Genomic DNA, 12,831 nt, shown 5'->3' with positions numbered 1-12,831 from the left:
CAAAAAGAAATATGAAAACTCTAAAAAATATCAGAATTGAAGTGATGCAGTCCTTAGAGAGTAAGGTAGAATCCTTCATGGATCAATTTTTAATCCCGGTAGAAAAAATCTGGCAACCTACAGATTTTCTTCCTGATCTTACTAAAGATAATTGGCAGGAAGATGTAAAAGAACTGCGTGAGCTAGCTAAAGAATTGCCTTACGATTTCTGGGTATGTTTAGTAGGTGATACTATTACAGAAGAAGCCTTGCCAACTTACGAATCTTGGTTGATGGATGTAGAAGGCGTAAATCAAGTAGAAGGTAAGGGAAATATTTGGTCAAAATGGGTGCGTCAATGGACTGGCGAGGAAAATCGTCATGGTGATGTGCTTAATAAATACTTATACCTATCAGGACGTGTAAATATGCGTGAGGTAGAAATTACCACACACCATTTGATTAATGATGGATTTGATATAGGAACTGATAGAGATCCTTATAAAAACTTTATTTACACAAGTTTTCAAGAACTTGCTACTTACATCTCACATAACCGAGTGGCAAAGCTTGCTAGGGAATATGGAAATAAGGCCCTATCAAAGATGTGTCGTGTGATTTCTGGAGATGAGATGAGACACCATCAAGCCTATTGTACGTTTGTAGATGAGATCTTTAAAGTAGATCCATCAAACATGATGATTGCTTTTAAGGATATGATGGTAAATAAGATCGTCATGCCAGCTCACTTTTTAAGAGAATCTGGTCAAGGAATCGGACAAGCGTTTGAGGATTTTTCTATGAGTGCTCAACGTATAGGTGTCTATACTGCACAAGACTATGTTGATATTATGAGAAAGCTTATCGATAAATGGGACATTCCTAATATCGAAGGTTTAAATGAAGAAGCAGAAAAAGCTCGTGATTATTTAATGAAGCTACCAGCTCGTATGGAACGCATAGGGCAACGAATGAAAATTTCACAAGACATAACAAAATTTAAATGGGTTCTAGAACCTAAATTGGTTTAACCTTTTAAATGACTATGTTTTAGAAGTATTTTGAAGGTTCTTAAATATCTAGGAGATTTATTTTTAATCGTAGTCCTTACACTGATTACCCAAATAGGTGGATTGCTTTATCTTATTTCTAGAGTCCTTTTTAGAAACACAAAATCTTATAAAGTGATAAAAACAACTGTATTGTTTTTATCGCTTTACGTTTTTAGTACGTTTTTGATAATACCTTTCCTTGCTCCACAATTTGGTAGAGAAAAAGTCTTAGAATCTGATCATGTAAAAAATGTTTCTTGGTTTTATATATTATGTAACCGTAACTACGTTACGCCACAATTAAATCAAATTGTTCTAGAAAGCTCAGAAGAACTAGCAAAAAAATATCCAGGAATTAAAATTAATCTACTTGATGCTAATTTTCCTTTTTGGCATGGCTTTCCTCTTTTTCCTCACTTAAGCCATAATGATGGTAAAAAATTAGATTTATCCTTTATTTATTCAAAGGATAACCGTATTGTTAATAAGGTTCCTACCTTATCAGGTTATGGTTTTTTTGTAAAACCTAAATCACATGAGCATGACCAACCTATGGCTTGTAAGGAACAAGGGTATTTTCAATACGATTATGCTAGATTCTTAACTTTTGGAACGGTTAATAATGGCTTACAACTGCATGAAACTGCTACAAGAGATCTAATTAATTCATTGACAAAAAATGCCCAGGTTACAAAGATTTTTATAGAACCGCACCTTGTTAAAAGATTAGATTTAAAAAATAGTAAAATCAGATATCACGGTTGTCATGCAGTAAGACACGATGATCATGTGCATGTGCAGATTAGATAACTGACTATAATCAGTTTAATTAGATACGCTCCAACTCAATATGATTAGGAATCTTAAAAGGCCACACCTCACCTTGTGCTGGGTCAACTACATAACATACATCCCATTTGAGGTAAGTGCGTTGACCATTATTCATGTCTATCTCATTTACATATTCAAGGGTTAAGCTCGGAGATAAACAGCCCTTGTAAGCTTTATAACTCCAAGGTATGTTAGTAGGTTCAAAATAAATTAACGAGCAAACTGTATTAAATGGGTTTGTTAAAGAAATAGAACCCGAAATAGTTCGTTTTTTCATTTCAAGGGTGTAGTTAGAGCTATCATATATTACTGTCCCATTTTCTACATATTTAAATTCTATATATATCTCATCAATAAAATGCTTACCATATTTTTCTCTTTCTGACTTGACCACATTAATTTCTAAAACTGTATTTGAATTTGATGGATCTTGGTATTTCCAACTACCAAGAAACTTATTATATACTCCATTAACATCTTTAAAGTATATAGATTCGCGACCCATAAAAAGACTTTGGGTTTCATTCTCAATTGGTACTATAGTTTGAGCAGCAAGTTTTCCTGTAATGAGAATGAGAATTAGTATAATTAATCTTTTCATATTATTTAAATTTTATTCCATTTGTTTAAGGTTCCTGTATTTTGATTTATCTCTCATTTAAAAAAAATGGATGTAAAAAATAGAAAATCAGATATCACGGTTGTCATGCAGTAAGACACGATGATCATATACACATTCAGGTTAAATAGTTACACATGCTTACCTACCTCAAAACCATGTTTACCTAAATACTGATTGCCAGAGTCGATAGCATCTTGTTCCAGGGTAGTTCCCATAGAATCATTCCACCTGTTCAAATAACCAAAGAGAGAAATCACTCCTAACATTTCTACTATCTCACCGTCATTCCAATGCTCGTGTAGGCGCTTTTTTATAGTTTCATCGACTGCATTAGGAACCTGACTGGCGGCTAGACTAAAATCCAGTGCTGCGCGCTCGGCTTCATTAAATGCGGGATGTGTACGATATTCCCAAATATTGTCCAGCTTTTCTTGTTCTGCACCGTAGCGTTCTGCGGCGCGTATTGCATGCGCTTGACAGTAGCGGCAACCAGTTGCATTACTACTTACCCAGGCAATCATTCTTTTTAATGCACTAGTCACTCGTCCTTCATTTGCCATTACGGCTTTGTTTAGATGAATAAATGCTTTGGAAATTGCCGGTCTACGTTGCATAGTAAGAACGGAATTTGGGCAAAAACCTAGTGTCTCATTAAAAAACGTTGCGAGTTCTTTGGTTTCGGGATCGTGATTAGCATCTAGTGGTGTGACTAATGGCATAGAATTAAAATTTTGTTTCCTTAAAAATAGAGAATTTATATGTGTAAGGCATGATGATTTTTTCATGTAGCGATTATATTTGAGGTTATGCGTTGGACTTTATCACCACAACCTGATGCTGTTCTAGTCGAGCAGCTTTCAAAAGAACTTAATGTAGACCCTATTCTTGCTAGTTTATTAGTAGGACGTGGTATTGACGCTTTCGCGAAAGCGAAATCCTTTTTTAGACCAAGTCTAGAGGAGTTACATGACCCTTTTTTAATGAAAGGAATGAATGAGGCTGTTCATCGTATTCAAAAAGCCGTAGGGAACAATGAAACTATAATGGTCTATGGTGATTATGATGTAGATGGGACTACGGCAGTTGCTTTGATGTCTTCCTTTTTAAGTAGTTTCTATGATAAGGTTACTACCTACATACCAGATAGATATAAGGAAGGTTACGGGATAAGCTATGCGGGAATTGATTATGCCCACGATAATGATATTTCATTAATCATAGCTTTGGATTGTGGAATAAAAGCTATCGACAAGGTAAAATATGCCAAAGAAAAAGGAATAGACTTTATAATCTGCGACCATCATAGACCAGGTAAATTTGTTCCTGATGCAGTCGCTGTACTCGATCCTAAACAGCATGATTGTTCTTACCCGTATGATGAACTGTGCGGTTGTGCAGTTGGGTTCAAGCTTTGTCAAGCGCTAGTGCAACACAACGATTGGGAATTTGAAATACTTATACCTTATCTAGATTTGGTGGCAACTGCTATAGCAGCAGATATTGTTCCTATTACTGGCGAAAATAGAATTTTGTGTTACCATGGTCTCAATGTTATAAACACATCACCTCGAGCTGGTTTCAAATCCATTATTGAACAGGTTAAAAAAAATACTTTAGACATTACCGATGTTGTATTTATTATAGCACCACGTATAAACGCAGCTGGTAGAATGAAGCATGGTTTGTATGCTGTTGATCTTTTAGTGGAACAGGATCTCGATCAGGCCCGATTAAAGGCAAAAGAAATTGATAGATACAATCAAGATCGTCGAGAGCTAGATCAACTTATTACTGAAGAAGCCTTGCAACAAATTCACGACAACAAGGAAGAAAAACTTTTTACTAGTGTTGTTTTTAAGGAAGACTGGCACAAAGGTGTTATAGGCATAGTGGCGTCGCGACTCACTGAGACGCATTACCGGCCTACACTGGTTTTTACTAAAAATGGAGATAAGCTTGCAGCTAGTGCTCGTAGTGTTTCAGGTTATGATGTTTATAATGCTTTAGAACAGTGCAGTGAGTTCATTGAGCAATTTGGAGGACATAAATATGCAGCTGGACTTACCATGCAACCAGAACAATTTTTAAATTTTAAAAAGAGATTTGAAGAGGTGGTTTGTGCCACTATAGATAAAAAATTACTTACTAAAGAATTAAAAATAGATGCATTACTTCCTTTAGAACGAATTACAGGTAAATTGTATCGAATTTTAAAACAAATGGCGCCCTTTGGTCCCAGAAATATGAGACCGGTATTTTTGAGCAGAGCGGTCTATGACTCTGGATATGCAAAGCGTGTAGGAGAAAACGGAAAGCATTTAAAACTTGCTATTAAACCCCATATAAATTCATCTCTCCAAATACCTGCCATAGGTTTTAATTTAGGAAATTGTATTTCTATAATACAGAACAACAAGCCATTTGATGTGGTTTATGTCCTTGAGGAGAATAGCTGGCAAGGTGTAACGAGCTTACAACTACGCATCAAGGACCTTAAACCGCATTAAAGTACAGATGGTAATTCATCTAATTTATAGTTCAAAGTAAGTTTTTGAGCTTGATTATAAAGTAAATTCCATTCCTTTTCAGTTAAAACCAGTTTCTTAGAAACTTGGGTTTTTAATGTGTTTTTGAATTGTTCTAAATTTCCTTTACTTAATCGTGCGCTTTTACGTAAAGTACTTCTCTTAAAGACGGTAGAGTTATACGTTTTGTCAGATGTTGCGGTGACTGTAATTTCAGGTAGACTATCTCTGTCTTTATAATCTTGTGAGTAGGATAAGCTACTGTAAAACAAAAGTATAATACTTATAAATTGTAAATATGATTTCATGATTGTGGTTATAAAAGTTTAATGGTACAAAGTTACTACCGGTTACCACTTAAATAACTATCTATTAATCCTTAGAAATGATAAATTATTCCCTAATATTAAACGGGAAATGCTCTAGTTGAAAATCATTACCATCAAAAACTCCGTAGGTGTAATGTGAAATCCAATCACCTAAATTATAATAAGTGCTTTTCTCACCAACTTTGATAGTCATGGGCATATGCCTGTGACCAAATATGAAAAAATCATAATGTTCCTTAGTAAGTTTTCTTTTAGCATATTGAGCAAGCCACTCATTTTCTTCACCTAAAAATTTAGCGTCTTCGTCGCCTGATATAAGTTTGTTTTTAACGGAAAGATAGGTCGCTAATTTTACCCCAATATCGGGATGAATCCATTTAAAACACCACTGGAAAAACTTGTTGGTGAATACCTTTTTCATGCGTTTGTAACCTTTATCACCAGGACCTAAACCATCACCATGACCTATTAAAAATTTTTTGCCGTTAAAATTAAAAGATTTGGGTTTGTGAAATACAGGTATACCTAATTCTTCTTCAAAATAACCAAACATCCATAAATCGTGGTTTCCTACAAAAAAGTAAATAGGCAACCCATTATCTGCCATAGTAGCGAGTTTACCTAAAACTCTTACATGATTTTTAGGAACCACTCTTTTGTATTCAAACCAAAAGTCAAACAAATCTCCTAACAAGAAAAGTGCTGCGGCATCCTTTTCAATGGTGTCTAACCAATTCAAAAAATGTTGTTCTCGAGGTTTACTTAACTCTTGAGTAGGAGCGCCTAGATGGTTGTCGCTTGAAAAATATATTTTCTTTCCAGATGGAATTTGCATAGAGCAAATATAAATATACCTTAGCTTTTACGATATTTATGCCATGATTAATGAGGAAATAGAGCGTAAATTTTTAGTATCCAACACAGAATTTTTAAAAGAATATCAAGGTGTGCAATTGATTCAAGGTTATTTAACTACCGATCCTTGTCGCACTGTACGTGTAAGAATACAGGAACATAGTGGTTATTTAACAATCAAAGGACCTAGTACTGATGACGGTCTTAAGCGCCTGGAATGGGAAAAGGAAATTAGTATAAGTGAAGCAGAAGCTTTATTGGAACTGTGCTTACCAATGCCTATTCATAAAATTAGATACAAGATACCGATAGGCACCCATTTTTTTGAGGTCGATCTATTTCAAAAGGAGAACGCCGGTTTAATCATAGCCGAAATTGAGCTGAACTCAGAGTTAGATGAATTTGATGTGCCGGAATGGTTAGGTGAAGAAGTAACAGGAAATAACAAATACTATAATTCATACATTAGTAAAAATCCCTTTTCAACATGGTAAAATATTGGATTAGCTTAATTTTAATTACTACAATTTTAAGCTGCAATACTTCAAACAAAACTTCAAAAATAGAAGACAATCTTCCAGATGAAGTAATTACGGATTCAATTCAATTGATTCAAAAATCTGATTCCTTGAAAAAACTCGGGTATAATGTGTTTACTTATAAAGAAGCAAACAAACATTATTTAATGCAAGAGTATTTTATGGTTCAATTGCTATCTGGTGATAATGATAGTATTCCTAAGGAAGTGTTGTCTCAATTACAACAAGATCATTTGGCCTACCTTTCTAAAATGTATGACCTAGGTCATGCTTCTTTAATAGGACCAATGAATAACGGTAAGGAATGGAGAGGAATTGTTGTTTATAACACACCCAGTTTTAAAATCGCAGACAGTCTTGCCAATCAGGATCCGCTTGTAAAAAGTGGTGCCTTAAAAGTGAAGACCACCGGTTGGTGGACCGAAAAAGGAGGTAAGCTTAAGTAATTATTTAAACGTAAGTTGAATTTTAATTTGATAGCCACTTTCATCAACTGCGGTAATTAAATGCTTTCCTTTTTGTGCAGTGATTGGCATCTCATGAATTCCTTGAGTAACACCTAGGTAATCATTATTCTTATACCAGTGCACTGTGTTGTTGTTACGTTTGTGAGCCAGTTGAAATATTACCGGATTTAGTTCTCCATTTACATTGATGGTATTAGTTATGATGCTATTATGTTGCGGAGTCATTATACTCATTATAGGTTCCAATTTTAAAGAACAATTTTCTAAGTAATCAGGTACAGCGGTAAAAGCAGGAGTGGACTTTTGGTAGAAATAAGATTCTATAGGCGGTAGAATTAGGTAAGTTTTTTGCTCCAGATCATTAACTTCTCTACAATCGGTAGTAGCTCTTTTTCCTGAACGTTTATCGATATTAATTTTTTTATGAAAAGGGCAAGCAGCAAAACGGGTACCATTGCTGGGAATATAGGATAAAGTTTGTGGGCAATCAGGGTTAGGCAAGTAACCGGTAACTGAGCATGTGTTTATGTGCGCTAGATCGTCGTACGGAGGCTTGAACCAAGGCTCTTGCGGTAAACGATTAAATAAATCAAAAAGTACCGGCGCCGCACTGTCTATTCCTGTCATTGCTGCCCTGCCTTCACCATCGGCGTTTCCTGTCCATACACCAATAACGTACTTTGGTGTTACTCCTATAGCCCATGCATCTCGGTTACCGTAACTTGTTCCTGTTTTCCAGGCGATTTCTTTATCTGGATTAAAAAAATGCCAGATTTCTTCACCTTCAGGTCGATTTACCGTTTTCATTGCTTCAAAAGTTTGGTAAATACTGCCAGCTCCGTATATCTCTGGTTCTAGATACCAGTTGGTTTCCTGTGAGTTTTTTGTTAATTCTGCTTTCGCGAAAGCGGAATCGCCATCAGCTTTTTTGATATAAGTAAGTTGCTCAAATAACCCATAATGATACTCACTGTTATGAGCTTCGTAATCCTTAAGCTGTTTTGCAAGAACGGCATAAGCTTTACACATATCCCATAAACTACTTTCTGAACCGCCAATTACTAGGCTCAGCCCATACGTGTTTGCTCCTCTATTTACATCAGTCAATTGTAGTTGTTGTAACTTGTTATAGAACCTAGGAACTGTATGTTGTTGCAATAACCGTACAGCAGGAATGTTAAGAGATCGCGCCAGTGCTTTATCAGCAGGAATCATTCCTGCATAAGAACGATTAAAATTTTCGGTTCTAAAGCCGTCGATTAGGGTAGGGACATCCGGAACAAATGTTTTGGGTAGCAATTCACCTTGATCCATCATGCTGGCATATAAGAAAGGTTTTAATACGCTTCCTGTACTGCGCGGTGCTGTAATAATGTCTACATCCTTACCATGTTCACTGGTGGTAGGTGAATTACCTACATAGGCTACCACTTCCATATTGTCAATATCCAGTACAAGCATAGAGAGATTGTGTACTCCATTAAGCTTTAGTTTTTGGTAATGATTATTTACAATACGGTTTACCGTTTGCTGCATATCATGCTCAATAGTAGTGGTTACTCTAGCTGTACCATATTCCTTATTAATTCTATTGAGTAAATGAGGTGCACTTCTAGGGATATTAAAGTTCTTATCAGGAACTCTTTCAGCAATTGATAATTCGTAATCTGTTTGATCTATTATTCCTTTCTCCTTTAATTTAAACAATAGCTGATCGCGTTTTTGTTTTAATTGATTTTGTCGCTTACCTGGATAAATAAGACCAGGTGCATTGGGCAATACAGCTAGTGTTGCACTTTCTGCCCAGCTCAATTCATGCGGACTTCTTCCAAAATAACGGTATGATGCCATTTCTAGTCCGATTACATTACCGCCATAGGGTGCGTGTGAGGCATAGAGTTCTAGAATTTCATCTTTAGAAAGTTTTAATTCTAATCTAGTTGCCCATATTAATTCAACTAACTTTTCATAGTAGGAGCGTTCTTTTTTACGAGCTAACCTAATGACTTGTTGAGTAATAGTGCTTCCTCCACGTACAACCATACCAGCCTCAAAATTTTGTCGCATGGCGTTTAAAATCGAGATAGGATTAAATCCAGGATGGGAATAAAAATGCTCGTCCTCGTAGAAAAGTACACTCTGTTTGTACTTATAAGGAACGCTATCTACGCGAGGAAAACGCCACTGTTCATCTTTAGCAATATGTGCATCTAGTAAAATACCTTCTTTACTTTCAATGACTGTGGAGTAAGGGACGTCAAAAAGTCTTTGCGGTAGACAGAAATAGTACCATATACTTAGTACGAGGAAAAACATTATTTTCCATTTATGTTTAAGTATTAAATGCCCTAGTTTATTCTTCATTTTTCGCCTCTACAGATAGCTCATATTACTTGCAACTAAGAATAAATAGAAGTGATTATTTTTCCCTCTTGTTTTGAAGAATCAAGGAATTCTGGTGGTGCTAGATTGCGTTGTCGAGCAGCGTCTTGATAATATTCTTTCCTACTAGTGTGCGGTTCACTTACTGCGTGTAATACTTTTGTTTTAATAGTTTCATTGATTAAACCAATGATTAAGTTTATAACGTGGTTGCGATGAACCAAGTTAACTGGCATGTCGGGATTTTTTAAATCTGTTTTACCTTTTAAATGATTAATAGGATGCCTGTCGTCACCAATTAGACCACATGGCCTTAGTATTGTTGCATTGGGATACCAGTTTCTTAATTCTTCCTCGGCAGCAATAATCTTTTTGCCTGTATTTGATTGCGAGTTTGGTATATTGTTTTCCGAATATGTGGTAATAGGAAAAGTGTCTTGAAATACTGAAGTGCTAGAAACAAAAATAAAATCTGGTATTTTATATACCAATGCAAACTTAGCAATCATCCTTACTTTATAGGCAAAATCACTATCTGGATTTTTGCGCAATCCTGGTGGAATAGCAACTATTAAGGTATTTAGACCTTCTAGAAAAGTTTTTAAATCGCCAAAAATTTTATCTTCCTTAATGTCGATTATATAGCTTTTTATCCCAGACTGTTCTAAAGTTGCGACATCATCAGGTTGTCTCACAGTAGCTCTACATGTAAAATCTAAAGCTTTTAACTGGTATGCTAGCTCTTTTCCTAGCCATCCTGCACCTAAGATACCGATTGTTTTCTTGTTATTCTTCATCAGCAGTTTGTTCTTCAACTATTGTTTGCTGGTTTACTAGTTTAATACTTCGCTTTTTAAGAACAGCATCGTTAAGAACAAACGGCATAGACATTTGCTCGATAGGTCTTGCGGTTATTTCAAATTCGGACCGTTGCATTAAATCAAAACTCGCTCCATAAAAAATAAGCTCTGGATTGTCCTGGGCCGAAAAGGTTAATTCCATAACCAAAGGCTCATTACCTTTTATATAATAACTTAATAGACGATTTCCCCATCTATAGCCAAAGGGTGTCTCGCTCTTACCTGTTTTAGGAACTTGCAAGCCGTTTACCACTGCTCTTTTAAATAGAACCTCGTCTGTGGTAAATGCCTCTATACGATGCAGGGTTTCTGTGCTGCTCGCTTTCAATTTGACCTTACGGTCTTCTCCTACAAGTGTATCGCTTAATATCTCAATATCAAGTGAAGCTAGATTCTTGTATTCGGCTGGTGCTACATAACTAAAACCAGTTCCATACTTTGAGTCAATACTGTTTTTATTAAGTTCTTTAGCGTTTTGAGGATTGTTACTTAGTTTTTCTTTAACCCAATCGGTTAAGGTTGGATCATAGGTTGCCCATTGAGCTTTGTTTTCATCTTGATTATGAATGTAAACTAGGCTGGTGGATTGGGGTTGGGATGGTGAGAATTCTGCTTTCGCGAAAGCGTAAACACCACAACCAATAGTTATAATTAAGGACATAAATGCTAGTAATCCTTTCTTTCTATAATGTCCTGTGATAGGAACTAACAAACCAAACAGTAACGCAGTAAGAACAGATGCTACAAATAAAATACTCATTCCTAGTGCTACTGGAAAAGCTTTAATAAATGGCGAAAGAATAAAAATTGCGGGAACAGACAATAGGACTAGAAGGATGTAGCTAGGTCTTTTTTGCTGTATATTGATGTACAGCATTATTAAACTACAAAAAACAGGAATGATTAAAAATCCTGCGCCTGGTAAAAAGATAGAACCTAGGATACCGCCATCGCCTATAGGAAACGCTACTAGTAAACAGATAAGCCATAAAATAAAAATGGGAGCAACGCTTAAACTAGGTATGCGATCACGGTGGTAATACTTGTGATATAAGAAAAAGCTAATGGTAAGAGCTATAAACGCAGCTGCCGCAATCAACCAGTATCCGTTATACGGGAATCCATGTAATTGATGTATGTAAAACTCAGATTCTTTAATCCCTATCCACGTGTAGTTAGTAATTAAGTAACTTATAATAAGTGCTCCTAGAAAAGGTACAAAACCACCCAATAAATAAGTAAGTTGAATACGCCTGCGTTTTATTCCGTAAACAATAAGAGTTATCATCAATACAAATGCTACTATTATTAAACCACTTAACCAACTAAATGGGAATTGCACCATTTTTATCAATGGTAAGGGTACGTAAACTACATCATCATTTTTTTCAGTTTTAAGTCTATCAGTCAAATCAATGCTAGAAAAATAATCTAACTGCGGCATGAGATAGCTGCCTTGATGAGCAAGTGTGTTGCGATCTAGGCGTTCATATGAATCTAGTTCAGTATGATAGTCAAAATGATCACCTATAAAAGCAAAGTTTAATCCATTGATATCGCCGTCTTCTCTAAAAATGGTAAGGTCGGTATCATTAGGTATCATTTTATAAATACTATAGGCTAGTGAATTAGCTACAGGATATTCAACTCCTGACTTGCTAAATGCCTCGATGATTTTTCTATTACCACCGTTTGTTTCAACTAGCATATAGCTAGGGCCGCCACTACCGCGCGCTTCAAAGTTTAAAACGAATCCAACATCTTGTGCCCACTCATGTTTATTGACAAAAGTGCTTGCGCCATTTAAGCCTAGCTCTTCACCATCAGTAATGCAAATGATAATATCGTTTTCAGGTTGCTCATTTTTGGCAAGAAAAGCTCTTGTTGCTTCTAGTATAGTGGCTACACCGCTTGCAGCATCACTTGCTCCTTTACTACTGTGTGGATCACTGTCGTAATGAGAAAGTAATAATAGGGCATTTTTTGAGTCGGTGCGACCTTTAATACGTGCTAGAATATTCTCAGGTTTAGACATATTTCCGTTCCAGCTAATATCATAAGCAGATTGCGTTGTAACATTTAGCCCGTAAGATTTTAGTTGTGTAATAATGTAATCCCTTGCCTTATCGTGTGCCTTGCTTCCTAGATAATGCGGCTCGACTGAAAGTGCTTGTATGTGTTCTAGTGCTCTTGCTGTTGACCACTCAGTGGCTGGAACGTTTTCTTTAACCTCACTAGATGGTGTTTGAGAATAGAATGCGTAAAAAACAAGTAAAAGAATAATTACAAACGATATTGCAGATGAGAAGTGTGATTTAGGTCTCATGGTTGTGTGGTTTCTTGTCAGTAAGATGGTGAAATTAAATAAAAAATACTGCTTATTGTGTTTC

The 12,831-nt window shown here is 35.9% G+C and carries 12 protein-coding genes; 5 read left to right on the top strand and 7 right to left on the bottom strand.

What is annotated here, in order from left to right; all coding sequences use genetic code 11:
• The first annotated feature begins 11 nt into the window (after positions 1-11).
• Together HCN53_RS08205 and HCN53_RS08200 are read left to right on the top strand one after the other, a co-directional pair.
• Positions 12-1,010 (top strand): acyl-ACP desaturase, encoded by a 999-nt coding sequence (locus HCN53_RS08205; protein ID WP_167342657.1) that lies wholly within the window; start codon positions 12-14, stop codon positions 1,008-1,010.
• Positions 1,011-1,040: 30 nt separating this feature from the next.
• The gene (locus HCN53_RS08200) at positions 1,041-1,841 is read left to right on the top strand and encodes a hypothetical protein (RefSeq protein WP_167342656.1); all 801 of its coding nucleotides are present in this window, start codon (positions 1,041-1,043) and stop codon (positions 1,839-1,841) included.
• A gap of 19 nt (positions 1,842-1,860) precedes the next feature.
• Here the strand turns inward: HCN53_RS08200 and HCN53_RS08195 are convergent, their stop codons facing one another.
• Positions 1,861-2,463, bottom strand: coding sequence for a DUF6705 family protein (locus tag HCN53_RS08195; protein WP_167342655.1), 603 nt, complete (start codon positions 2,461-2,463; stop codon positions 1,861-1,863).
• Between the two features lie 149 nt (positions 2,464-2,612).
• Complete coding sequence (locus HCN53_RS08190; RefSeq protein WP_042277166.1) at positions 2,613-3,203, bottom strand: carboxymuconolactone decarboxylase family protein; 591 nt, start codon at positions 3,201-3,203, stop codon at positions 2,613-2,615.
• 87 nt (positions 3,204-3,290) lie between these two features.
• Between HCN53_RS08190 and recJ the strand changes: the two genes are divergently transcribed.
• Positions 3,291-4,991: a single-stranded-DNA-specific exonuclease RecJ gene (gene recJ / locus HCN53_RS08185; protein WP_167342654.1), complete on the top strand. Its 1,701-nt coding sequence runs from the start codon at positions 3,291-3,293 to the stop codon at positions 4,989-4,991.
• On the opposite strand, the gene HCN53_RS08180 is transcribed toward recJ, so the two are convergent.
• Together HCN53_RS08180 and HCN53_RS08175 are read right to left on the bottom strand one after the other, a co-directional pair.
• The gene (locus tag HCN53_RS08180) at positions 4,988-5,317 is read right to left on the bottom strand and encodes a hypothetical protein (protein ID WP_167342653.1); all 330 of its coding nucleotides are present in this window, start codon (positions 5,315-5,317) and stop codon (positions 4,988-4,990) included. The genes recJ and HCN53_RS08180 overlap by 4 nt on opposite strands.
• 85 nt (positions 5,318-5,402) lie before the next feature.
• The gene (locus HCN53_RS08175; protein WP_167342652.1) at positions 5,403-6,173 is read right to left on the bottom strand and encodes a UDP-2,3-diacylglucosamine diphosphatase; all 771 of its coding nucleotides are present in this window, start codon (positions 6,171-6,173) and stop codon (positions 5,403-5,405) included.
• A 43-nt stretch (positions 6,174-6,216) separates the two neighbouring features.
• Here HCN53_RS08175 and HCN53_RS08170 point away from each other — a divergent pair, with 43 nt between their 5' ends.
• Both HCN53_RS08170 and HCN53_RS08165 read left to right on the top strand, forming a co-directional pair.
• On the top strand, positions 6,217-6,687 hold the full coding sequence (locus tag HCN53_RS08170) for a CYTH domain-containing protein (RefSeq protein WP_167342651.1): 471 nt from the start codon (positions 6,217-6,219) through the stop codon (positions 6,685-6,687).
• Complete coding sequence (locus tag HCN53_RS08165) at positions 6,681-7,178, top strand: YciI family protein (protein ID WP_167342650.1); 498 nt, start codon at positions 6,681-6,683, stop codon at positions 7,176-7,178. Before HCN53_RS08170 ends, HCN53_RS08165 begins: the two co-directional genes overlap by 7 nt.
• Here HCN53_RS08165 and pbpC read toward each other — a convergent pair whose 3' ends face one another.
• From pbpC to HCN53_RS08150, 3 genes are read right to left on the bottom strand one after another with little or no spacing between them, the layout of a single operon-like run.
• Entirely contained in the window at positions 7,179-9,563 is a 2,385-nt protein-coding gene (pbpC, locus tag HCN53_RS08160) for a penicillin-binding protein 1C (RefSeq protein ID WP_167342649.1), read from the bottom strand.
• A 35-nt stretch (positions 9,564-9,598) separates the two neighbouring features.
• On the bottom strand, positions 9,599-10,378 hold the full coding sequence (locus tag HCN53_RS08155) for an NAD(P)H-binding protein (protein WP_167342648.1): 780 nt from the start codon (positions 10,376-10,378) through the stop codon (positions 9,599-9,601).
• The gene (locus HCN53_RS08150; RefSeq protein ID WP_167342647.1) at positions 10,368-12,767 is read right to left on the bottom strand and encodes a M28 family peptidase; all 2,400 of its coding nucleotides are present in this window, start codon (positions 12,765-12,767) and stop codon (positions 10,368-10,370) included. The genes HCN53_RS08155 and HCN53_RS08150 overlap by 11 nt, the downstream gene beginning before the upstream one ends.
• Between the last annotated feature and the right edge of the window lie 64 nt (positions 12,768-12,831).

The organism is Nonlabens sp. SY33080, assembly GCF_011784885.1.
GTDB lineage: Bacteria > Bacteroidota > Bacteroidia > Flavobacteriales > Flavobacteriaceae > Nonlabens > Nonlabens tegetincola.
The sequence above is the reverse complement of the archived record's forward strand: the minus strand, read 5'-3'. Positions and strand labels throughout refer to the sequence as shown.